This is a genomic window from Leisingera sp. M527, assembly GCF_025141525.1.
Classification (GTDB): Bacteria; Pseudomonadota; Alphaproteobacteria; order Rhodobacterales; family Rhodobacteraceae; genus Leisingera.
Genome location: NZ_CP081037.1, coordinates 3,964,788 through 3,986,343, shown reverse-complemented (window position 1 = coordinate 3,986,343; position 21,556 = coordinate 3,964,788). Strand labels below are relative to the sequence as shown.

General features: G+C 61.2%; 21 protein-coding genes. 8 read left to right on the top strand and 13 right to left on the bottom strand.

The window, feature by feature from the left end; translation table 11 throughout:
* Positions 1–27 precede the first annotated feature (27 nt).
* From K3555_RS19580 to K3555_RS19570, 3 genes are all read right to left on the bottom strand, one after another.
* A complete protein-coding gene (locus K3555_RS19580; protein ID WP_260006733.1) occupies positions 28–831 on the bottom strand; it encodes a 3'(2'),5'-bisphosphate nucleotidase CysQ in 804 nt (267 codons plus the stop codon).
* Positions 818–2,164 (bottom strand): TldD/PmbA family protein, encoded by a 1,347-nt coding sequence (locus K3555_RS19575; protein WP_260006732.1) that lies wholly within the window; start codon positions 2,162–2,164, stop codon positions 818–820. The genes K3555_RS19580 and K3555_RS19575 overlap by 14 nt, the downstream gene beginning before the upstream one ends.
* A 122-nt stretch (positions 2,165–2,286) precedes the next feature.
* Complete coding sequence (locus tag K3555_RS19570) at positions 2,287–3,810, bottom strand: DUF2125 domain-containing protein (RefSeq protein WP_260006731.1); 1,524 nt, start codon at positions 3,808–3,810, stop codon at positions 2,287–2,289.
* 135 nt (positions 3,811–3,945) lie between these two features.
* On the opposite strand from K3555_RS19570, the gene K3555_RS19565 reads away from it, so the two are divergent.
* From K3555_RS19565 to K3555_RS19555, 3 genes are read left to right on the top strand one after another with little or no spacing between them, the layout of a single operon-like run.
* Positions 3,946–4,695, top strand: a complete 750-nt coding sequence (locus K3555_RS19565) for an SDR family oxidoreductase (RefSeq protein ID WP_260006730.1) — start codon at positions 3,946–3,948, stop codon at positions 4,693–4,695.
* Positions 4,692–5,303 (top strand): enoyl-CoA hydratase/isomerase family protein, encoded by a 612-nt coding sequence (locus tag K3555_RS19560; protein WP_260006729.1) that lies wholly within the window; start codon positions 4,692–4,694, stop codon positions 5,301–5,303. Before K3555_RS19565 ends, K3555_RS19560 begins: the two co-directional genes overlap by 4 nt.
* Positions 5,300–5,986, top strand: coding sequence for a VOC family protein (locus tag K3555_RS19555; RefSeq protein WP_260006728.1), 687 nt, complete (start codon positions 5,300–5,302; stop codon positions 5,984–5,986). Before K3555_RS19560 ends, K3555_RS19555 begins: the two co-directional genes overlap by 4 nt.
* Before the next feature lie 43 nt (positions 5,987–6,029).
* Here K3555_RS19555 and K3555_RS19550 read toward each other — a convergent pair whose 3' ends face one another.
* From K3555_RS19550 to K3555_RS19540, 3 genes are all read right to left on the bottom strand, one after another.
* Positions 6,030–7,580: a TRAP transporter large permease subunit gene (locus tag K3555_RS19550; protein ID WP_260006727.1), complete on the bottom strand. Its 1,551-nt coding sequence runs from the start codon at positions 7,578–7,580 to the stop codon at positions 6,030–6,032.
* Positions 7,577–8,074 (bottom strand): TRAP transporter small permease subunit, encoded by a 498-nt coding sequence (locus K3555_RS19545; protein WP_259996172.1) that lies wholly within the window; start codon positions 8,072–8,074, stop codon positions 7,577–7,579. The genes K3555_RS19550 and K3555_RS19545 overlap by 4 nt, the downstream gene beginning before the upstream one ends.
* Positions 8,075–8,139: 65 nt before the next feature.
* The gene (locus tag K3555_RS19540; protein WP_260006726.1) at positions 8,140–9,225 is read right to left on the bottom strand and encodes a TRAP transporter substrate-binding protein; all 1,086 of its coding nucleotides are present in this window, start codon (positions 9,223–9,225) and stop codon (positions 8,140–8,142) included.
* A 204-nt stretch (positions 9,226–9,429) separates the two neighbouring features.
* Between K3555_RS19540 and K3555_RS19535 the strand changes: the two genes are divergently transcribed.
* Positions 9,430–10,131 (top strand): GntR family transcriptional regulator, encoded by a 702-nt coding sequence (locus K3555_RS19535; protein WP_260006725.1) that lies wholly within the window; start codon positions 9,430–9,432, stop codon positions 10,129–10,131.
* Between the two features lie 135 nt (positions 10,132–10,266).
* Positions 10,267–11,466 (top strand): TIGR03862 family flavoprotein, encoded by a 1,200-nt coding sequence (locus K3555_RS19530; protein WP_260006724.1) that lies wholly within the window; start codon positions 10,267–10,269, stop codon positions 11,464–11,466.
* Here the strand turns inward: K3555_RS19530 and K3555_RS19525 are convergent.
* The 5 genes from K3555_RS19525 to K3555_RS19505 all read right to left on the bottom strand — a co-directional run bounded on the left by K3555_RS19525 (position 11,439) and on the right by K3555_RS19505 (position 16,773).
* Positions 11,439–12,029, bottom strand: a complete 591-nt coding sequence (locus K3555_RS19525) for a glutathione S-transferase family protein (protein WP_260006723.1) — start codon at positions 12,027–12,029, stop codon at positions 11,439–11,441. The two genes, K3555_RS19530 and K3555_RS19525, sit on opposite strands and share 28 nt — an antisense overlap.
* A 75-nt stretch (positions 12,030–12,104) precedes the next feature.
* The gene (holA, locus tag K3555_RS19520) at positions 12,105–13,133 is read right to left on the bottom strand and encodes a DNA polymerase III subunit delta (RefSeq protein WP_259988384.1); all 1,029 of its coding nucleotides are present in this window, start codon (positions 13,131–13,133) and stop codon (positions 12,105–12,107) included.
* Positions 13,130–13,645, bottom strand: a complete 516-nt coding sequence (lptE, locus tag K3555_RS19515; protein WP_260006722.1) for an LPS assembly lipoprotein LptE — start codon at positions 13,643–13,645, stop codon at positions 13,130–13,132. Before lptE ends, holA begins: the two co-directional genes overlap by 4 nt.
* Entirely contained in the window at positions 13,632–16,196 is a 2,565-nt protein-coding gene (gene leuS, locus K3555_RS19510) for a leucine--tRNA ligase (RefSeq protein WP_260006721.1), read from the bottom strand. Before leuS ends, lptE begins: the two co-directional genes overlap by 14 nt.
* An 88-nt stretch (positions 16,197–16,284) precedes the next feature.
* Positions 16,285–16,773, bottom strand: coding sequence for a DUF3576 domain-containing protein (locus K3555_RS19505; protein WP_260006720.1), 489 nt, complete (start codon positions 16,771–16,773; stop codon positions 16,285–16,287).
* Positions 16,774–17,083: 310 nt separating this feature from the next.
* On the opposite strand from K3555_RS19505, the gene K3555_RS19500 reads away from it, so the two are divergent.
* On the top strand, positions 17,084–18,130 hold the full coding sequence (locus tag K3555_RS19500; RefSeq protein WP_260006719.1) for a porin: 1,047 nt from the start codon (positions 17,084–17,086) through the stop codon (positions 18,128–18,130).
* A gap of 123 nt (positions 18,131–18,253) precedes the next feature.
* Positions 18,254–18,904 (top strand): YggS family pyridoxal phosphate-dependent enzyme, encoded by a 651-nt coding sequence (locus K3555_RS19495; RefSeq protein WP_260006718.1) that lies wholly within the window; start codon positions 18,254–18,256, stop codon positions 18,902–18,904.
* Positions 18,905–18,961: 57 nt separating this feature from the next.
* On the opposite strand, the gene K3555_RS19490 is transcribed toward K3555_RS19495, so the two are convergent.
* Together K3555_RS19490 and ribA are read right to left on the bottom strand one after the other, a co-directional pair.
* Entirely contained in the window at positions 18,962–19,456 is a 495-nt protein-coding gene (locus tag K3555_RS19490) for a L,D-transpeptidase (RefSeq protein ID WP_260008567.1), read from the bottom strand.
* A 14-nt stretch (positions 19,457–19,470) separates the two neighbouring features.
* Positions 19,471–20,559 (bottom strand): GTP cyclohydrolase II, encoded by a 1,089-nt coding sequence (ribA, locus tag K3555_RS19485; protein ID WP_260006717.1) that lies wholly within the window; start codon positions 20,557–20,559, stop codon positions 19,471–19,473.
* A 173-nt stretch (positions 20,560–20,732) separates the two neighbouring features.
* On the opposite strand from ribA, the gene K3555_RS19480 reads away from it, so the two are divergent.
* Positions 20,733–21,419, top strand: a complete 687-nt coding sequence (locus tag K3555_RS19480; RefSeq protein WP_129372450.1) for a response regulator transcription factor — start codon at positions 20,733–20,735, stop codon at positions 21,417–21,419.
* The last annotated feature ends 137 nt before the right edge of the window (positions 21,420–21,556 follow it).

Sequence of the window (21,556 nt, the reverse complement as noted above, 5' to 3'; positions counted from 1 at the left end):
GCTGCTGCCGCTTAAAGCCAGTCCGGTTTAATGTCCAGCGATGCCAGGCGCATTCGGGTCCAGCGCCGTCAGCAGCGAATTCTGAAGGGCCGGATTTCCGGCAACCACTCCGTTCAGGCGCGGATGCGGATTGTTGAAGCACAAGGGGCGGCCGGTTTGATCGGTAAGGATGCCACCTGCCTCGCGTATCAGCAGATCGCCCGCCGCTATGTCCCATTCCCAACTGGGGCGCAGCGTCAGCATGGCGCCGAAACGGCCGTCTGCCACCTTGGCCAGCCGGTAGGCAAGCGAGGGCCGGTAGCTGCGGATGAACTCAGGCGGGGTGCCGCCCAGCCAGTGATGGGCCTGCAGGTTGGGTTTGGCGGCCAGCACTTCAGAACTGGAAAGTTCTGTGGCGGGGGACACATGGATCTGGCTGCCATTGCAATCCGCCCCCTGGCCCTTGGCGGCAGTGTACATCAGCTCCCGCTGCGGCAGGTAGATCACGGCGGCGGTCACCTTGCCGTGTTCAGCGACGGCAAAGGAATGCGCCCAGGTGCGGGACCCTTCGGCAAAGCTGCGGGTGCCGTCTATGGGGTCGATGATAAAAACCTTGTCGCGCAACAGCCGCGCGTCATTGTCCTCAGTTTCTTCCGACAGCCAGCCATAGCCGGGCCGCGCCTGTTGCAGCATGTCTTCGAGCATAGCATTGACGGCCAGGTCGGCCTCGGTCACGGGACCAGCGCCGCCCGGCTTGTCCCAGCGTTTGGCTTCGGGACCGGAAAAACGGCACGCAATATCGCCGGCCTGTTCCGCCGCTTTCACAAGCAGGGAAAGGTCAGTTGCCGGCAAGGGTCATTCCTTCGATCAGCAGTGACGGGACCACGGTCGACAGGTGCCGGCGCGCGTCATTGGCGGGAACGATCCGCCGCAGCATATCAAGCAGATTGCCCGCGATGGTGCATTCGTTGACCGGATACGCGATCTCGCCGTTTTCCACCCAGTATCCCGAGGCTCCGCGGGAGTAGTCGCCGTTGTTGGGGTTGATAGTGGAGCCGATCATCGACGTCACCAAGAGACCGGTGCCCATCTGCGCGACGAGATCCTCGCGGCTGGCTTCTCCTTCAGTCAACGCAAGATTCCAGGTCGCGGGAGAGGGCACGCCGCCGATGCCGCGGGCGGCGTTGCCAGTGCTTTCAAGGCCTAGTTTTCGGGCCGAGGCGAGGTCCAGCGTCCAGCCGGTCAGCACGCCGTTGGCAACGACAGTGCGCTTGCGGGTCGGCAGACCCTCGCCATCAAACGGGCGGGAGCCGGAAATACGCGGGCGGTGCGGGTCCTCTATAATGGACAGGGTTTCGGGCAAAACCTGCTCACCTAATGACCCCTTCAGCCAAGAGGAGCCGCGGGCAATCGCCGCCCCATTGGCAGCAGACAGCAAGTGGCCGATCAGAGAGGAAGAGATGCGCTCGTCAAACAGCACCGGAAAGCTGCCAGTCTTGGGCTTTCGGGCGCCCAACCGGGCTACCGCGCGTTCACCGGCAGTGCGGCCAATGTCCTGAGCGCTGCGCAAATCGGCCTGAAAAGTGCGGGAATCCCCGTCGTAGTCACGCTCCATACCTGTTCCGCTGCCTGCAATCCCGGTGCAGGATAGGGAACGCCCGGTACGCTGGTAGCCGCCGGAAAACCCATTGGTTGCGGCCATATGCACAACGTGGCGGCCATAACCTGCAGCTGCGGACTGCACCTGTGTAATGCCGTCGATTTCCTGGCAGGCGGCCTCTGCCGCCAATGCGTCAGACTGCAGGGCAGCAGGCTCCGGCTCGCCGCGCGAGTCTTCCAGTTCCAGCTCTGCCAGGTTCCAGTTTTTGGCCAGCTGCGACGGATCAGCTAGGCCTGCATAAGGGTCCTCAGGTGCTTCCTTGGCCATGGCAACCGCACGTTCGGCCATTGCTGCGATGGTCTCCGGGCGCATATCCGATGATGAAACCAGCGCCTGCCGTTTGCCGACGAATACCCGCAAGCCCAGGTCAGTGCCCTCAGAGCGTTCCGCATGCTCCAGCTTGCCTTCCCGCACTTCAATGCTGAGGGAACTGCCTTCCGCGGCCATGGCATCGGCGGCATCCGCGCCGGACTTGCGGGCGGCATCAATCAGGGCGTGGCAAAGCGCTTCGGGGGACTGGGTCATGGGCACCTTCTGTTCTGCTCCCTTCCAGAGCTATCCAGTGAGGCGGCTTGCCGCAAGGGCGGGCAGCAAAAAAGGGGCTGCACATAGCAGCCCCTTTGTAAAACCTGTCAGGGATTTGACGGTTATTTGATGCGCTGGCCATTGGCGTGGATCTGGCCGTCCTCGGAGATCGCAATCTTCGAGGTCAGCGTGTCTTCGCCCTCGCCCGGCACGGCCAGCATGCCCATCATCATCCGCGCGCCCATGGCGTCGCTGTCGGACATAAGGCCCATCCCGATCAGCTTGTCGATCAGGGTGTTGGCACCGGTCAGTTTAAGGTCAGCCTCACCCGAGGGGGCAGGCATGCCGTCAAAGCTGACGAGGTCTTCGTTGTTGAAGGTAAAGTCGCCAGTGCCGGTCAGCTCGGCGCCTGCTGCGGTGACTTGCAGCTGTTTCACGGTCAGCGCGTTCAGTTCGCCCGGCTGTTCTTCGCCGGATTCCACCGATTCCATGGCTTCCGGGTCAAACAGGTCGAACAGCACCTTGCCCTTGCCGGCAAGGTCCAGCACCACGGTGGCTGGATCATGCGGCAGCTGGCCGGTCGGGTCGACCATGCCCCACAGCATATCCGGAACCGCAAAGTCGCGCAGGGTAATGCCCAGGGCAAAGTCCTGCTCTTCGTCGGATTTGGCGAGCGGCATCATCAGTTTGAAACCGGTCTCCGCCATGCTGAGCGCCAGCGGGAAGGGGATCTCGGAACCGGAGATATTCACATTGGTGCCGGTCTGGGACACATCATAGGTGAGATGCTGCTTGTCCATCGCCACCGCGATCGAGCCGCCCTGGGAGTTGCTTTCCATGGCGAAGTTTTCGCTGCCGTCCACACCGGAGACGGAACCATTGCCGCTGTCAAAAGTGAAGATGCCATCAAAGGCAAATCCGGCCTCCAGCAGCGCCGCCATATCGGGGCTTTCCAGATCAGCGGGAACGGTGCTGGTGCCGGTAAAGTTCAGGCCCTGCAGGGCGCCTTTGAAAGAGCCTGTGCCGTTGCTTTCGGGATCGTTAAAGCCCATGTCATAGCTCAGGCTGGAAGCAGTCAGCGTCTGGTCATAGTTGCGCGCGCCAGCGATTTTCATATCGGTCTTTGTAGCAACGTCGTTCATGACGATCTGAATTTTCGCCACGTCCGCCGGCACGGCCTCGCCGTCTGCAGTCAGACTATCCAGCGTCATGGTGACATTGGACGAGCTGTAATCATAGCTCATGCTTTCGGCGTCACCCGACACTTTCATCGGGGTGCCGTCATGGGCATAGATCAGTTTGCCCGAAAAGCTCTCACCTTCAGCGGTGAAATCAAAACCCATCGGGAATTCCGCAGGCAGCAGCACGTTGACGGTGCCATCGCCGTTTTCCACAAACTGGATTTCCGGCAAGCTCACCGTGCCGGAGCCGTCCTCATCCGGGATCGGCATGACCATCGAGACATCGGAGAAAGTCAGGGTGCTGCCCGAAACAGCTTCAGTGCCGGAAACCGTGTAACCGGTGCTGGTCAGATACGCTTTCCAGTCAGCCCAGACGTCCTGGGCACTCAGATCGGCCAGGGCACTCTGGGCGGAAACAACAAAAATTACCGCTGCAACGCCGCTGCGTGCAAAATTAACGGACATAAGAGAACCTTTCTCAGTGAGATAATTGAAATCATCGTCGGCCCGGCAGGCGGTGCCGTCAAGGGGGCCTTGGGCTGGACCGTTCCCCCTAACCGCTTTACCACATGGGTCAGCAGCCACTTGGAGGGACGGCCGATGGATTTCAATGGAAAAACAGTTGCAATTACAGGAGCCAGCCGCGGGATCGGCGCGGATACGGCCCGGTTTTTTGCCGCCGCAGGGGCCAATTTGGCCTTGCTGGCAAGGAGCGGAGAGGCACTGCGGGAGCTTGCGGAGGAGATCGGCGGAAATGTGCTGACCTTTACTTGCGATGTATCAGACTACGCATCGGTGGAGGGCGCGCTGGCCAAGGCCCATCAGCACTTCGGCAGCCTGGACATCCTGATCAACAACGCCGGCGTGATTGAGCCTATTGCCCGGTTGGCGGATGCCCAGCCCGGCGAGTGGAGCAAGCTGATTGATATCAACCTGACCGGAGTGTTCAACGGGATACGCGCCGCCCTGCCGCTGATGAAGCCGGCGGGCGGAGGCACTATTATCACCGTCAGTTCGGGCGCGGCGCATCATGCGCTGGAGGGGTGGAGCGCGTATTGTTCGTCTAAAGCGGGCGCGGCGATGCTGACCAGCGCACTGGATTTGGAAGAACGTGCCAATGGTATCCGCGCCATGGGGCTGTCGCCGGGCACGGTCGCAACCCGGATGCAGCGTGAAATCAAGACCAGCGGCATTAACCCGGTGAGCGAGCTTGAATGGGAAGACCATATCCCTGCCGAATGGCCCGCGCGGACGCTGATGTGGATGTGCACGGATGAGGCGGACGATTGCATCGGCCAGGAAGTTTCCCTGCGCGAGGACAGCATCCGTCAGCGGGTTGGACTGGCATGATTGATCTGGAGATTGCGCAGAACGGTCTGTGGACCCTCACCATCAACCGCCCGGACAAAGCCAATTCGCTGACCGAAGCGATGCTGACAGAGCTGGCTGAAATCGCCGAACGCGCGCAGGAGGCCCGCGGGTTGATCCTGACCGGAACCGGCAAGGTGTTCAGCGCGGGTGCTGACCTGGACGAGGCGCGGACAGGCCTGGCGACCTCGCCGGTGTGGGAACGGTTGTCCAATGCTATGGCTTCAATTCCCTGCCTGAAAGTGGCGGCGCTGAATGGCACCTTGGCTGGCGGTGCCAATGGCATGGTGCTGGCCTGTGACATCCGGATTGCGGTGCCTTCGGCCAAGTTTTTTTACCCGGTGATGAAGCTTGGGTATTTGCCGCAGCCCTCGGACGCTGGGCGGATGGCGGCGCTGATTGGACCTGCGCGCACCAAGATGATCCTGGCAGCCGGGCAGAAAATCACCGCGCAGGAGGCTTGCAACTATGGCCTGGTCGACCGGATCGTGGAACCGGATGCGCTGATTGATACTGCGCAGGACCTGCTGGCGCATTCTCTTGATACTCAGCCAGAGATCGCAGCCGGGATTCTGAGGATGTGCCGGTGAAACGGCTGTCCGGCCTGCGGCTGCAGGTAAAGAACCCTGAACGCCTCGCCGGGTTCTATGCGGATGTGTTCGGCATGGATGTGCGGACCGAAGGCGAGGCCTGGCGCGCGGGGTACGCAGGACAGGATGCAGATCTGATCCTTCTGCCCGGCGGTGTCCAGGGTCCGCACAGGCGGGACGAGCGGTATTGGAAGATCGGGATCTGTCTGCCCGATCTGGACATCGCCTGCGAATACCTGCGGCAGAAAGGAGTGGAGGTCTCCGCCCCGCATCAGTTCCGCGATATCGGGTATATGGCGCATCTGCATGATCCCGAGGGTTTTGCGGTTGAGCTGCTGCAGCATGATTTTCTCGGCAACCGCCCTGACGGAGCAGGAAATGCAGCACTGCCGCTGGGCGGCGGGGCGCATATCGGGCAGATCACCTTGCGGACCGGGGATATCGCCGCCGAAGTTTTGGCGCATGCGGATATGAAGCTGTTGTCGGTGCAAAATGTTGCGGAACTCGGGTTCGACCTGCATTTTCTTGCCTTCACAGACGAAACACCGCCGGACCCGGATTTGCGGGCCGTGGCAAACCGCGAATGGTTGTGGCGGCGCCCATATACCACTTTGGAATTTCAGCATATTGCCGGTGCGCAGATGCGGGAGAGTCCAGCGTTTCTGGGTCTGGAAACGACCTAGCCTTGCGCTGTGTTCCAGGCGCCCGCCACCAAGGCGCCCGGCGTCAGAAAATTGCAGATGGCAGCCAGGTTGCGAGGCCGGGTATCAGCCAGACCAGCAGCACCCCAAGCGCCTGCAGGCCAATGAACGGCACGACCCCTTGGTAGATTTGGCGGGTGGTGACCTCCTTTGGCGCGGCGCCGCGCAGATAGAACAGCGAAAAGCCGAATGGCGGCGTCAAAAAGCTGGTCTGCAGGTTGATCGCAATCAGGATGCCCAGCCAGACCGGATCGTGCCCCATGATGATCAGGGCGGGCGTCACCAACGGCAGCACGATGACAGAGATCTCGACGAAATCGAGGAAGAAGCCGAGCACGAAAATGAACAGCATGCAGAACAGCAGCGCACCGGACGGACCGCCGGGCATGTTGCCAAGGATATGCGCCACCCGCTCCTCGCCGCCCAGGCCGATGAACACCAGCGAGAACATGCCTGCGGCCAGGATGGTGGCAAAGATCATTGCGGTCATGGTTGTGGTCGAAGTTACCGCATCGTGCAGGATGCGTTTCTTCAAACCGCTGCGCAAGGCGGCCAAAACGGCAATGGCTGCGACCGCGGCCAGAAGCGCGTAGAACAGCCCCGCTGCGAGGTCGGCCCCGCTGAGGTCGCTGCGTTGCAGACGGACCGGATGAATCCCTGACAGTATCCCCAGCAGGATCAGCGCGGCGGCACCGGACAGGATCAGCCGGGAGGGGCCGCCTGCACGCGCTCCCGCCATCAGCAAGGCACCGATGCCGCCCACCGATGCGGCCTCGGTCGGGGTGGCAACACCGCCCAGGATGGCACCGAGCACGGCGAAAATCAGCAGGATCGGCGGCACCACGGCACGCATGATCTGGCGTCCGCCAGGGCGGGCCAGCTCCGCTGGGGCGGAGGGCATGTCCTGAGGCCGCAGCATGCCTCTGACCAGGATATAAAGAAGATACAGCAGCACCAGCACCAGCCCGGGCACCAGCGCGGCCGCAAAAAACTGGCCCACAGACAGCGCCTCGACAGAGAATTTTCCCTGCTCGTACTGGGCCTGCTGATAGGCGTTTGACATCACGTCGGCGAGAATGATCAGCAGCGTCGATGGCGGAATGATCTGGCCCAGCGTGCCCGCTGTGCAGACAATACCTGACGCCACCCGGGCATCGTACCCGGCACGCAGCATCGCTGGCAGGGCAATCATGCCCATGGCCACAACCGTGGCGCCGACAATGCCTGTCGAGGCCGCCAGCAGCGCCCCCACCAGCACAACCGAGATGCCCAGCCCGCCTTTCAACTGGCCGAACAGCCGTCCCATGGTGTCCAGCAGGTCTTCGGCAATGCGGCTTTTCTCCAGGATCGCCCCCATCAGAACGAACAGCGGAATGGCGATCAGCACCTGGTTGCTCAGCAGGCCGAAAACCCGCTGGCCAAGCGCGCCCAGCAGCGAGATGTCCATCACCCCCAGTATCCACCCGAGACAGGCAAAGATGATCGCAACGCCGGCGATGGAAAAGGCCACCGGAAACCCAATGAGGATCGCCGCCATCAGGGCTGCGAACATGATCAGGTCAAGGTATGCGGTCATTGGGCGTCACTTTCGGAAAACAGGCGGATCAGCAGGGCAGCAGATTGCAGCATAACCAGCACACAAAAGGCTGGGATCAGTGACTTCAGCAGGAACACGGCTTCGATGCCGCCAACCGCAATCGGGCCTTCGAAAATTGCCCAGGAATTGCGCACCGACGGCCAGGACCAGTACAAAAGCGCGGCCATTGATGGCAGCAGCAGGAACAGGTGGCCGAAGATGTCGATGCGGCGCTGCGACCGGGGGCTGAGGCCGGCGTAAAACACATCAACCCGCACATGCTTGTCGACAAGCAGCGTGTAGCCCGCGGCGAGCATGAACAGGGTTGCGTGCATATAGAGGACGCTTTCCTGTGCGGCGATGGAATTCACTCCGAACACATATCGGCCGACTACGATCGCAAACTGTGTCAGCACCATGATCAGCGCCAGCCAGCGCACCACATGCGCCAGCCCCCGGTTGATCCCGTCCAGCGCATTTGCAACCCGCCGCATTCCGCTCTCTCCCCATCAAAAAGCCGGCGCCCGCCGTTCCGGGCGCCGGCTGCCGTTGCTGCCCGTCAGTAACCCATTACCGAGGCACGGGCGTTCATCTGGCCGTTATCGGCATAGGTCATATAGCTGCCGATGCTGTCGCGGTAGCCAAGGAAGCTTTCGGTAATGCGGCGCACCAGCTCATCGTCGTCCTCCTGCAAGTCGGTGATAACCTCCTTGGCAGCAGCGCCCATTGCGGCGATCACATCCTCGGGGAACATCTTCACCTGCACGCCATCCTCTTCGACCATCTTCTTCAGCGCCAGGGCGTGTTTGGTGGTGTATTCCGTCCAAACCGGATTGTAGAGGCTTTCGCAGGCCAGCGACACAACCTGCTGCAGGTCTTCCGGCAGGTTCCCGAAAGCGGTGGCATTGACTCCGCATTCCTCGGCAGAGGAAGGCTCGCCCACACCCGGCCAATAGTAGTTCTTGGCCACTTGGTAGTAGCCGAGCGCGCTGTCGGTCCAGGGGCCAATGAATTCACCGGCATCCAGCGCGCCGGTCTGCAGGCCCTGGAACATCGCCGGGCCGCTGGTGGCCTCAGCCGCCATACCAAGTTTCGATGCCATTTCCGAGGCCAGCCCGGTGGTGCGGAACTTGAGTCCCTTCAGGTCCTCGGCAGAGTTGATCTCGGTCTTGAACCAGCCGCCCCACTGCGGGCCGGAGTTGCCGCACAGGAACGGCTTGATGCCAAAGCGGCCGTACATCTCGTCATACAGCGCCTGGCCGCCGCCGTGGTACATCCAGCCGAACTGCTCATCCGCGCGCAGGCCAAACGGCTGCGAGCCGAACAGCAGGATACCTTTGGATTTCGATCCCCAATAGGCCGGCACGGCGTGATACAGCTCGGCGGTGCCTTCAGAAACCGCGTCAAACACGCCGCGGCCCGGTACCAGCTCACCCGCGGCGAACAGTTTCACCTCGATCCGGCCGCCTGACAGGGTGGTGATCCGGTCAGCCAGCATCTGTGCCGCCACACCGGGTCCAGGCAGGTTCTTCGGCCAGGCGGTTACCATCTTCCATTGCATTTTGCCCTGGGCAATGGCGGGGCTGGCCAGCGCCGTTGCCGCCGCACCCAAAGCGCCGGTTCTCAAAAACGCGCGTCTTTCCATGTGTCCATTCCTCCGTCTGTCGGTGCATCTGCGATGGGCGGATGCCGGCTGCGCAGACTTTATTGTGTTTTGTAGGCGCTTTACATTAATATGTAGCTACATATTCTTGTCAATCACAGTTGCGCGGTTCAAGTTCGCCTTTCTGCGCAGAATGCAATATGGAGCGGCGGCAAACATTTTCCCGTTTGACCTGGGGGATGAATATTGACGGACAAGCCACGGCATTCCTGGGTAACCATCCGGGACAGCATCCGGGAGATGATCCTGAACTCCACCTACGGGCCAGGGGATAAGCTGCCGCGGGATGAGGAATTCGCCGTACGGTTCGGCTGTGCCCGCTCCACCGTTCACCGGGCCATGCGGGATCTGGCTCAAAGCGGGCTGGTGGAACGGCGCCGCAAGGGCGGCACAATGGTACAGCGCGATCCTGTGACCCGGGCAACCCTGAATATCCCGATCACCAGGCTTGAGGTCGAGCAGAAAGGTTGCGTGCACCGCTACCAGCTGGTGCGGCAGTCGGTGCAGCCTTCCAGCCCGGCTATAATGGCCAATTTCGGCCTGCATGAAGCCCGGCCGATGCTGCGGGTTGAAGCTTTGCATCTTGCCGACAGCCGCCCCTATATTTTCGAGGACCGCTGGATCTGCCTGGAGACTGTGCCGGAAATAAATACGGTGGACCTGACACGCGAAAGCGCAAACGAATGGCTTGTCCGCAACCGCCCTTACAGCAGGTGCGATTTGCGCCTTTATGCCCGCCCCGGAACCAAGGACGACAGCGAAGTTCTCCAGAGTGCGATCGGGGACGCGCTGTTTGTCATGGAACGCACAACCTGGATCGGCGACGCCCCGATCACCAGTCTGCGCGCCGTTGCCCATCCGGGTTATCAGCTGTTCACCCAGGGCTGATGCAATGTTGAGCGCTCGAAAATGGCCGGCCGCAAAGCGGGCAGATTGGAACGGAAACACATGGGCCTTGGCTCGGTGCAGCGAAAACAAGCGCTGGCGCCGGGCGCAGGAAACGGGCGCTGGCAAGGGGATGGCATGATGGAGACTTGGGATGCAGTGGTGATCGGCGCCGGGCCTGCAGGGCTGATGGCCGCCGAGGAGCTGGGCCGCGCCGGGTATCGCGTTCTGGTGGCAGAGGCCAAGCCATCAGTGGCGCGCAAGCTCCTGATGGCGGGCAAGTCCGGATTGAATCTGACCAAGGACGAACCGTTTGACCAGTTGATCACCCGCTATGGAGAGGCCGCAGACTGGCTGGCGCCAATGATGCGCGTCTTTGATGCACAGGCGGTTCAGGATTGGGCACAAGGACTGGGGAGCGAGCTGTTCACCGGCTCGACAGGCCGGGTGTTCCCGACGGTCATGAAAGCCTCTCCGCTGCTGCGCGCTTGGCTGGCACGCCTTGATGGTTTCGGCGCACAGATCCGCACGCGCTGGCGCTGGGCTGGCTGGGAGGGCACCGGGCTTGCATTTGAAACGCCGGATGGGCCGAAGCGGATTGAAGCCAGGGCGGTGGTTTTGGCTCTGGGCGGCGCCAGCTGGGCGCGGCTTGGGTCGGACGGGGGCTGGGTCCCTCTGCTGGATGGAAAAGCTGTAGAGATTGCACCGTTCAAACCTGCCAATGCAGGGCTTCTGGTGGATTGGTCCGGCCACATGGCACCGCAGTTCGGGCAGCCGCTTAAGGGTATTGCATTGCACGCCGGTCCTTTGTCTTCGCGGGGGGAAGCCGTGATATCTGAGCGCGGGCTGGAAGGCGGTGGCGTCTATTCCGTCTGTGCCGCGGTACGGGAGGGAGAGACATTGCAGATGGATCTTCTTCCGGACCTGGATACGGCAGAAATAGCACGCCGCCTGTCCCGCCCGCGTGGCAAGGCGAGCGTTTCAAACCATCTGCGAAAGGTTCTGAAGCTGGGCGATGCACGGGCAGCAGTATTGCAGGAATTCGGACGGCCTTTGCCACAGGATACCCAGGCCCTGGCCGGGTTAATCAAGGCGCTGCCAGTCAAACATGCAGGCCTGCGGCCGATGGACGAGGCGATTTCCACCGCTGGCGGTGTGCGGCGGGACGCGATGGATGACGGCCTGATGCTGAAACAAATCCCCGGCACGTTCTGCGCCGGGGAAATGCTGGATTGGGAGGCGCCGACGGGCGGTTATCTGCTGACAGCGTGCCTGGCCACCGGGCGCTGGGCGGGCCGGGCAGCGGCAGGTTACTTGGCGAGTGCGGCCACCCGCTGATAGGCGTCGCGCTGCCGCATTCGTTTTCCATAATCCAGCAGCTTTTCGCCTTCGATCGGGAATTTGGCGCTATGGGCCCAATTCAGGCAATGGGTGCAGATGATGTCAGCGATTGTGAATTCCGTACCCATCAGGAACTCCGCGCCCATCCTGCCTTCAAGCCGCGCCAGATTATGGGAGAATTCCCACTTCAGGCTGCCTTTCACTTCGGGCACCCGCTGCTCTTCGGGCAAGATGAAGCTGTGGCGGGCCGCTGCCCACAGCACAGCATCCACTTCGTCCAGCAGGAGATGCGTCATCGCATCCTGCTTGGCACGGGCTATCGTGCCAGAGGGTGCGGTCAGGGCGCCGTGCTTGTCAGCGAGGTAAGTGAGAATGGCAGTTGAATCGCTGATGGCCTCGCCTTCGGCCTGCAGCACTGGCACCTTGCCCGAGACATTCAGTGCCTGAACTTCCGGGCTGCGGGGGCCGTGCTGTTTAAGCTCATAGGGCTGCCCAAGCTCTTCAAGCGCCCAAAGCACCCGGAACGTGCGGGTAAGCGGAATGCCGGTGACGGTGTACATCGTCTCTCTCCTGTTGTGTGTCCCTAAGATGGGCGGCACAGCAGGGGGGATCAAGCCAGGAGAGGCATTACCGGATCAGCGGGCGCGGCCCAGCATGGCCAGCCGGATCAGGGCGCGCTCCATCAGCGCCAGCGCCGGCGCGGTCTGGCCGGCGGAACGCAACGCCAGGTCGGTATCTGTAATGATCGTCAGCGCGGTCTCCAGCCGGTTTGCGCCCCAGTTTTGTGCCTGGCGCAGCATCCGGTCGCGGCGTTTGCCGTATAGCGGCGGGCGCAGCTGGCCAATCCCCTGGGCAGGGCCGCCGGGAGCCGCTGCAATTGTGTAAAGCGTACGGAAATGCCGGGTTGCCCCGATGCAGAGGGTGACTGCGTTGGTGCCTTGTGCTTGAAGGCGGCGGATCAGCGGGCCGATTTCGGCGCTTCGGGCTTCGGCCACCACATTCAGAACATCGTCCAGCGCGGCCTCGGTCGATTGCGGGGCAACGGCGCCGATATCCTCCAGTGACAGCGGGCTGCTGTCGGCGTGTTTATAAAGCGCCAGCTTCTCGATCATGCGGGAGAAGTCGCCAGGGCCGATATCATTAGCGATATCCGTCAGCGCTGACATGCTGTCGCCGGGAACGTCCCGGATACCAGCCCCCCCCAGGATCCGCTCGATCTCGGCACGCGAAGGCGGGTCGTCGTAGATTCCCACCGAATAGGCATTTCGGTGGCCTTCAAACGCCTTCCGCAGTTTCGAGGTGGCCTTGAGCTGCCCGGCTGTGACCACAATCTGCGCATCCCCCGGCTGCCAGTCTTCCAGCGCTGTCGCAATGGCAGGGGTGGCGGTGTCATTGGCGCCTTCGACAAAAACCGCCCGGACACCCGGAAAGAACCCCACCGCCTTCACGGCATCCAGCAGCTGTGCTGGATCCTTGCGCAGGTCGCTGCCGGGCAGGCGGGTCAGACGCATTTCCTCTTCGGCACCGGGGCCAAGCAGGGCCGCCAGCACCTGCTGCCGCTTCAGCGACACGCGCATTGCGTCTGCGCCATAGATCAGAATGCCGGTCTTGCCGGGATCAGGCTTGGCGAAATAGCCATCCGCTTCGCGCGGAGAGAGCTTCATTCCACCGGCGCGGACAGATCCGCAGTTGCCAGAATCTGTGCGGTGATCTGATCGGCCAGAATGACCATCAGCCGTTCATGCGCGTCACGTTCACCTGCCAGCGTCTCTACGGTGGAGCCGGTTGCGGAGTAGCCGGTGAAATTCCGCACGGTGCCGCTGGAGGCGATCTTGCCATCCGACAAGCGGGTCAGAGAAAAGCCAGCACTGCCGATCACCGAATAGCGGGTGATCTCATTGCCTGCAGTGATCGCCTGGCCTTCTTCCTGGGTGCTGAGCGTCAGGTCAAGTTTATAGGCAGCGCTGCCGCCGCGGCCCAAACGCTGCTCCAGATTCTGAACCAGGAAATAGGCGTCTGTACCGCTGGCATCCTTGATCTCTTCGGGGGATTGAACCTCGATCTGTCCATACAGAGCGGAGCCGGTGCCGCCAGGGGCGTACACCGGGGTAAAGCCGCAGGCCGATGCCACCAGGGGCAGGGCCAGCAGCAGGGTTCTGCGGTTAAGCAACGACATTCACAATCCGGCCCGGCACCACGATCACCTTTTTCGGGGCGCTTCCATTCAGCGCCTTCTGCACAGCTTCGTGTGCCAGCGCCAGTTTTTCAACCTCTGCCTTGTCCAGATCCTTGGCGACCTCAATCTCGCCGCGGCGCTTGCCGTTGATCTGGATCGGCAGGGTGACGGTGTCCTCGACCAGCATGGCGTCGTCTGCAACCGGCCAGGGCGCGGTGGCGCACAGGCCTTCGCCGCCCTGATGGTTCCAGATGTCCTCGGCCAGATGCGGGGTCATCGGGGACATCAGCTGCGCCAGGGTCATGATCGCCTGTTTCTGAACCGATGCGCCGGCCTTGGATTTGGCAAGCGTGTTGGTAAAGGCGTAAAGCTTGGCAATTGCGGCGTTGAACCCAAAGGAATCGACACCCAGGGTCACGTCGCGGATTGCCTTATGCATCTCGCGCAGCAGATCCTCGTCGCCTTCGCCCGCCGCTTCCGGGTCCATTTTTCCGATCCGGTCACACATGTTCCAGACCCGGTTCAGGTGTTTATAGGAAGCCTCGGCGCCGGCGGCGGTCCATTCCACGTCGCGCTCGGGCGGCGAATCGGACAGCACGAACCAACGTGCGGTATCGGCGCCAAAGGACGAGATGATGTGAAGCGGGTCCACAACATTGTTCTTGGACTTTGACATCTTGGCAGAGGGGATAATCTCTACCTCGGTGCCGTCCTTCAGGAAGCCCTTGCCGTCGCGCAGCTCCACTTCTTCAGGGTAGTGGTAAACCGGGCGGTGATTGCCGCCGGTGGTCTTGTAGATCGCGTGGGTCACCATGCCTTGCGTAAACAGCGCGTCAAACGGCTCAATGGATTTTTCAGGCAGGTGGCCGCAAATCTGCATCGCGCGGGCAAAGAAGCGCGAATAGAGCAGGTGCAGAATCGCGTGCTCGATGCCGCCGATGTACTGGTCGACGTTCATCCAGTATTCAGCCTCGGCCAGATCGGTGGGGGTTTCGGCGCGCGGGGCGGTGAAACGGGCGAAATACCAGGACGAATCGACGAACGTGTCCATGGTATCGGTTTCGCGCTGGGCCGGCTTTCCGCAAGACGGGCAGGCACAGTTGCGCCAGCTAGGGTGGCGGTCCAGCGGGTTGCCGGGGACCGAGAAGTCGATGGGTTTGCCGTCTTCATCATAGGGCAGAGCGATCGGCAGGTTTTCTTTCTTCTCCGGCACCACGCCGCAGTCTTCGCAATGGACCACCGGAATCGGGCAGCCCCAGTAGCGCTGGCGCGACAGACCCCAGTCACGCAGGCGGAATTTGGTGACGCCCTTGCCCCAGCCGGCTTTCTCGGCAAAATCCACGGTGGCGTTGATGGCTTCTTCGCCGGTGGCCTCGGCCAGACCGGCAAAGTGATCAACCCAGCGGACCTTTTCGGTCTTCGGCGGCACAAAGGCTTCGCCCGCAACCGGAGAATCATTGTCCAGCGCAAAGAAGGTGTCGCTGACCGGCAGATCATATTTGCGGCAGAAATCCAGGTCGCGCTGGTCATGCGCCGGGCAGGCAAAGATGGCTCCGGTTCCGTAATCCATCAGGATGAAGTTGGCGATCCAGACCGGCAGCTCCCAATCCGGGTTCAGCGGGTGCTTTACGCGGATGCCGGTGTCATAGCCCAGCTTTTCCGCCGTCTCGATGGCTTCCTCGGTGGTGCCGCCCTTGCGGCATTCAGCGACAAAGGCCGCGACCTCTTCCGATTCGGCTTCCAGCGCCTTGGCAATCGGATGGTCGGGCGAAATGCCGACAAAAGACGCGCCCATCAGCGTGTCGGGACGGGTGGTGTAGACCTCAATCGGTTCGCCGCCGTCGGTGCGGTCGAACGAGAACTGCAACCCGCGCGATTTGCCGATCCAATTTTCCTGCATCAGGCGGACTTTGGCCGGCCAGTTCTCCAAGCCGTCCAGCGCCGACAGCAGCTCTTCGGAGAAATCGGAGATTTTAAAGAACCACTGGGTCAGCTCGCGCCGCTCCACCAGCGCGCCGGAGCGCCAGCCGCGGCCGTTCTCGACTTGCTCGTTGGCCAGCACGGTCATGTCGATGGGATCCCAGTTCACCACGGCGTTCTTGCGGTAGACCAGGCCCTTTTCCAGGAAATCCAGGAACAGCGCTTGCTGCTGGCCGTAATACTCCGGATCACAAGTGGCGAACATGCGGCTCCAGTCCAGCGACAGGCCCAGCGGCTTCATCTGCTCGACCATCGTGCCGATGTTCGAATAGGTCCAGTCCTTGGGATGTCCGCCCGAGGCCATCGCGGCATTTTCGGCCGGCATGCCGAAGGCGTCAAAACCCATCGGATGCAGCACGTTATGGCCAGTGGACAGCTTGTAGCGCGCGATCACATCGCCCATCGTATAGTTGCGCACATGGCCCATGTGCAGTTTGCCTGACGGGTAGGGGAACATCTCCAGCACATAGTACTTCGGCTTGCCGCCGGTGCGCTTGGCTTGGAAAATCCCGGCCTTGTCCCAGGCTTCCTGCCATTTAGCTTCGATTTCCGTGGCGGAGTAACGCGACATCAGAGCGGTCCTTTGCATGAAAACGCCGGGCAAGTGGCCCGGCGCTTCTGATAATGGGGTTTGGCTGGTGTTTCCAGAGCGCAGCGGGTCAGAGTTTTTTATCCGCGATCCGCAGCTGCCGTGCGCGGGAAAGAATCGCGTCCTCAACAGCGCGGGACGTGCTGGCGCTGACCGGGCCGCCCTTGGATTGCAGCGCCACGTTCAAGGAACGCGCGTCCAGGGCCGGGTCCTTGATGTGGACGGTGGCTCGGTAGGTGCGGCCGCCGCCAGGCGGGGTGCCATAGCCCGTGATGATAACACCGGTGAAGGGATCAACCGATTGCACGGGCAGGAAGTTCAGCACGTCCAGGCTGGCCGCCCACAGGTAGCGGTTGACCTGCACGTTCTGGTCCGGCTCGCCGCGGAACACATCCCAGATTGAGGACTGCGTCGCGGCGCCTTGGATCTCTTCCTTATGGCTGATCGTCCGTGCGGTGCTTGCCGGCGGCTTTCCGCCTTTATTTCCGTCACCGCAGGCCGCAACGCCAAGACAGATCGCGCCGATCAGTGTTACCCGCAGGGTCTTTCCGTATTTCATAACCGCTCCCGGAGCCATTTTCTGCGCGCACACCTAACGCAAGCCGCGCCGGCGGAGCAAGGCCTTAGCTTCTATAGGACTGCCCCCAGCGTGCGTTTCCGGGGAATTCTGAACATAGAATGGGCAAAGGTTCCTCAGGACAGACGCTGCGGCAGGAGGACTGTGGCAAAGCTGCACCATCCCGCGGCGCATCGTTTCGCCTGACTTTCCCAACACTTGCCAAAACGGGGGTGAAAGAGCGAAACCCCTTGGCATACCCACACCGGATTCCCCGGTTTGGGCTTAAGATTAGAAAACCGAGGGAAAAACGATGAAAAAGGTTCTCTTCGCGACTACCGCGCTGATCGCCACCGCAGGCATGGCCGCGGCTGAAGGCGTCAACATTTCCGGCTACGGCCGTTTTGGTCTGGACTGGAATGAAGCCAACGATGTTGTGGGTGACGCCGACAATACCGGAGCAACCAACATCACCAGCCGTTTCCGTCTGACCTTTGATGTGTCGGAAGAAACCGATGGCGGCGTAACAGTTGGTGCGCGCATCCGCGCACAGGCAGAAAACCGTGACGGTTCGGACGGTTCTCAGGCAGCAGCCTTTTCCAGCCCGCAATTCCACGTCGCGTATGGCGGTCTGCGTGTTAATGTTGGCAACATCTGGGGCGCGATCGATTCTGCACCGGGCCTGTACCTGAACACCACCTCGGTTGGCACCGGCATTGACGGCATGGGCTTCAACTCCCTGGCCATCAAAGGCGCTGGCTTTGACACTTTCACTTCCGGGACTTCCGGCGTTGGCGGCATCGAGGCAATCTACTCCGTTGGCGGTTTCACCGGTCATATTTCGTACTCGAAGCAGAATTCGAACGATTTGGACGGCGACGGTGTAATCGACACTGTTTCTGATGATGCGAATGGTGTTGAGCGCACCGCGATCATGCTGAACTACTCGTTTGGCGACTACTTCGTGACCGGTGCTTACCAGTCCGCAGACGATGGCCGTACCATCACCAAAGGCGGCGCAACCGTTCAGGCTGATGACGACATCCTGTTCTTCGCTGCTGGTGCAAACTTCGGTCAGTACGGCGCGACCCTGCAGTACGCTCAGACCGAAGAAGCTGACAGCTTCACCCTGGCAGGCGAAGCCGAAATCGGCGCCGCGTCGACCCTGATCGGCTGGGTGAACTCGACCGACATCGACACCACCGTGACCGCAGGCCAGACCGTAACCGACGGCACCGCCTTCGGCATCAACTACGAGTATGACCTGGGTGGCGGCGTGACCTTTGTTGCTGGCTATGTTCAGACCGCAGCTGCATCCGACGAAAACTCCGTTCAGGCAGGTCTGCACTTCAGCTTCTAAGCTGAAGTTCACCTAGCGTGAATTCGGGGCGGGTTCCTTCGGGGACCCGCCCTTTTCTTTTGCCTCTTAACAATTGCGGTCAAACAGTGTTTTTTGCGGCCAAACAGCTATGAGGCCAAACCCATGCCGCTTGAAGAAATCAGATCCAGAATCGCCAAGGCTGAACAGCAGGCAGACCGTTTGCCGGGCAGCGTGCAGCTGATTGCGGTTTCCAAGGTGCAGCCGGACGCGCGGGTCGAGGCGGTGCTGCAGGAAGGCCATCGCTGTTTCGGTGAAAACAAGGTGCAGGAAGCGGCTGGAAAATGGCCGGGATTTGCGGAGCAGTTTGACGGTATCGACTTGCATTTGATCGGCCCGCTGCAGACCAACAAAACCCGCCAGGCGATGGAGCTGTTTGACAGCATCCATTCAGTTGACCGGCCCAAACTGGCCAATACGCTGGCCAGGCTGGCGCAAGATCTGGGCAAATGCCCGGAATTGTTCATTCAAGTGAATACCGGCGAGGAGGAGCAAAAGGCAGGCGTGATGCCGTCCGATGCAGATGCTTTCATCGCAGATTGCCGCCAGCTTGATCTGCCTCTAAAGGGGCTGATGTGCATCCCGCCGGTGGAAGAAGAGGCCAGCCTGCATTTCGCGCTGCTGGCAAAGATTGCTGAGCGCAACGGGCTTAAGGGCCTGTCGATGGGAATGAGCGGCGATTTCGAGAAAGCCATAGCCCTTGGTGCCACCCATGTTCGCGTCGGTTCCGCCATTTTCGGCGCCCGCACCTATTGAGGCACAAAAGTTTTGGGCAAAACTTTTGCCAAGACTTTTTGAAAAGTCTTGGTTGCGTCAGATGCGTGCCAGAGGCGGGACGATAACCCGGGATCCAGGCTGAACCCGGTCAGCAAGCCAATGGAGATCCGCGCGTGAGAAGGCGATGCAGCCTTCAGTGGGGTATCCAGGCCTCCTCCATTGATGAAGGAAGATCGCAGAACCGCTTCCCGGGGTTGCGGCTGGCCAGTTCCAGTCGGTGATCAATACGAGATCATACAGCGGATCGCTGCGCCGCAGTCGTTCGTGACTGAACGGGTGCGGCGCCCGCACATGGAGGTTGTAATTTGCATCTCCCGAGTCATCCGACCATAGATCCTGCGGACCAATGGGCTTGGCCCAGGAGGCAGGGCGGCCCAGCCTGTCGGCGCGGTAAAACATGCCTGCAATGCGATGCACGCCGACGGGAGTCGCACCATCCCCTTCGCGTTTGTTCCGGGACAGCCCGCCTTTGCCGATTGTGCACGGCAGCACCCGCCCCAGAAAACGCAGGCCGCGGGGGGTCAGGACCAGATCGGCGGGTGATGTCACAGCATATGCCCGGATTTCTGGGCCTTGGTCGCCAGGTAATGCTGGTTGTGGGCGTTTTCACCCACTTTCAGCGCCACCCGTTCCGCCACATGCACGCCGGTCTTTTCCATCATCGCAATCTTGTTCGGGTTGTTGGTCAGCAGCCGCACTTGGGAGAAGCCCAATTCTTGCAGAATGGAGGCGCCCAGGCGGAAGTCGCGCTCATCATCCTCAAACCCCAGACGGTGATTGGCCTCCACTGTATCAAAGCCCTGGTCTTGCAGGGAGTAGGCCCGCATTTTATTGGCAAGGCCGATCCCGCGACCCTCCTGATTCAGGTACAAAAGGACACCCGCACCTTCTGCGCCCATCTGTGCCAGTGCGCCCTGCAGCTGCGGGCCGCAATCGCATTTCAGCGAACCCAGCACGTCACCGGTGAAGCAGGCCGAATGCAGCCGGGCCAGAACAGGCTTGGATCTGTCGGGGCGGCCGACTTCCACAGCATAATGCTCCTCGGCGCCATCCTCCGGGCGGAAGATATGAAGCCTGCCGGCTTCGGCGGCATTCATTGGCAGGCGGGCGGCCGCAACCGGATGCAGGGGGGAGCTTTCACTCAGCAAGGGGTCTGCGGCTGTACGCGAAATGGAGGTAAGGCCGTGGACCGCGGCAAACCCGGACGGATCGCTGATGGGCACAAGAGCGGCAGCTGGCAGCAGGCGCGCGGATTTCACCAGTGCAATTGCCAGCCGGTGCAGGTCTGCGCTGCCGCCGCGCTGGCTGGAAAGCGGACCCTTCATCGGTGTGTTCAGATCATCGGCCGGGTCGGCCAGCGACTGGATCCACTTCAGCCCCTCAGTACCGGGAACAATAATGCGGGCGGTGTCCGCGTCATACACCCGGGCCTTTAGCGTTTCCGCCCGCCGGGCGGTCAAGGCCAAAGTCAGAGCGCCCAAGGCACGCATGTCTGCCAGACGTGTTTCTGTCAGCGATTCCACAGCAATTGCCAGCGCGGCACTCTTTCCATCGCTCAATACCACCGGCAGGCCCATGCGCAGATCGACCCGGGCACGGGCCAGCAGTTCGATTATAGTGGGCATCAGGCTCATACGGGGATTCCGGTGTTATTTTGTAACAAAGGCTCGCTGTCTTTACGCCCAATTGCAACGGATGTGAAACATTTTCCCTGCCATGGACACGTCGGCGTGAGAGTATTGCAGCAAATCTTGCCGAGGGCGCAAGGGATGCGCATGTGTTGTCATGTGAACAGGAGGGCGAGCCGATGGCGCAACTGAAGAAAATTCTGCTGGTTGATGATGATGAAGACCTGCGAGAGGCCTTGAGCGAGCAACTGGTGATGACCGAGGACTTCGATGTATTCGAGGCGGAGAACGGTCAAGGCGCGATGGAGCGCGCCAAGGAAGCCCTGTATGATCTGATTATTCTGGACGTGGGCCTGCCGGATACGGACGGGCGCGAACTGTGCCGCCTGCTGCGCAAGCAGGGAGTGAAGGCGCCTGTCTTGATGCTGACAGGCCACGACAGCGATGCAGACACTATTCTGGGTCTGGATGCCGGTGCCAATGACTATGTTTCTAAACCCTTCAAGTTCCCGGTGCTGCTGGCCCGGATCCGGGCGCAGCTGCGTCAGCATGAACAATCCGAGGACGCAGTCTTTGCGCTTGGCCCTTACACCTTTAAACCGTCGATGAAGCTTTTGATCGCGGAGGATGAGCGTAAAATCCGGCTGACCGAGAAAGAAACCAACATCCTCAAGTTTCTCTATCGCTCCAGCGATGGTGTGGTGCCGCGGGATGTTCTTCTGCATGAGGTGTGGGGATACAATGCAGGTGTGACCACGCATACGCTGGAAACCCATATCTACCGTCTGCGGCAGAAAATTGAGCCCGATCCGTCGAATGCACGCCTGTTGGTGACGGAATCCGGCGGTTACCGGCTGGTCGCGTGATGTAACCGGCGTTGAGCCAGATCAAAGAAGAACTTGAGGTTCATCTTTAAAACAGACCCTATCCCGCGCATATCCGGGTCACGGTATGCACATCCCTGTTGGACTTGGCCGGGCGTGATGCCCGGCCTTTTTTTGTC

Bases quoted from the DNA above. Each gene is read 5' to 3' on its own strand.
- K3555_RS19575 (WP_260006732.1), bottom strand. From the start codon at position 2,164: ATGACCCAGTCCCCCGAAGCGCTTTGCCACGCCCTGATTGATGCCGCC.
- K3555_RS19570 (WP_260006731.1), bottom strand. From the start codon at position 3,810: ATGTCCGTTAATTTTGCACGCAGCGGCGTTGCAGCGGTAATTTTTGTT.
- K3555_RS19565 (WP_260006730.1), top strand. From the start codon at position 3,946: ATGGATTTCAATGGAAAAACAGTTGCAATTACAGGAGCCAGCCGCGGG.
- K3555_RS19560 (WP_260006729.1), top strand. From the start codon at position 4,692: ATGATTGATCTGGAGATTGCGCAGAACGGTCTGTGGACCCTCACCATC.
- K3555_RS19550 (WP_260006727.1), bottom strand. From the start codon at position 7,580: ATGACCGCATACCTTGACCTGATCATGTTCGCAGCCCTGATGGCGGCG.
- K3555_RS19545 (WP_259996172.1), bottom strand. From the start codon at position 8,074: ATGCGGCGGGTTGCAAATGCGCTGGACGGGATCAACCGGGGGCTGGCG.
- K3555_RS19540 (WP_260006726.1), bottom strand. From the start codon at position 9,225: ATGGAAAGACGCGCGTTTTTGAGAACCGGCGCTTTGGGTGCGGCGGCA.
- K3555_RS19530 (WP_260006724.1), top strand. From the start codon at position 10,267: ATGATGGAGACTTGGGATGCAGTGGTGATCGGCGCCGGGCCTGCAGGG.
- K3555_RS19525 (WP_260006723.1), bottom strand. From the start codon at position 12,029: ATGTACACCGTCACCGGCATTCCGCTTACCCGCACGTTCCGGGTGCTT.
- holA (WP_259988384.1), bottom strand. From the start codon at position 13,133: ATGAAGCTCTCTCCGCGCGAAGCGGATGGCTATTTCGCCAAGCCTGAT.
- lptE (WP_260006722.1), bottom strand. From the start codon at position 13,645: ATGTCGTTGCTTAACCGCAGAACCCTGCTGCTGGCCCTGCCCCTGGTG.
- leuS (WP_260006721.1), bottom strand. From the start codon at position 16,196: ATGTCGCGTTACTCCGCCACGGAAATCGAAGCTAAATGGCAGGAAGCC.
- K3555_RS19505 (WP_260006720.1), bottom strand. From the start codon at position 16,773: ATGAAATACGGAAAGACCCTGCGGGTAACACTGATCGGCGCGATCTGT.
- K3555_RS19500 (WP_260006719.1), top strand. From the start codon at position 17,084: ATGAAAAAGGTTCTCTTCGCGACTACCGCGCTGATCGCCACCGCAGGC.
- K3555_RS19495 (WP_260006718.1), top strand. From the start codon at position 18,254: ATGCCGCTTGAAGAAATCAGATCCAGAATCGCCAAGGCTGAACAGCAG.
- ribA (WP_260006717.1), bottom strand. From the start codon at position 20,559: ATGAGCCTGATGCCCACTATAATCGAACTGCTGGCCCGTGCCCGGGTC.
- K3555_RS19480 (WP_129372450.1), top strand. From the start codon at position 20,733: ATGGCGCAACTGAAGAAAATTCTGCTGGTTGATGATGATGAAGACCTG.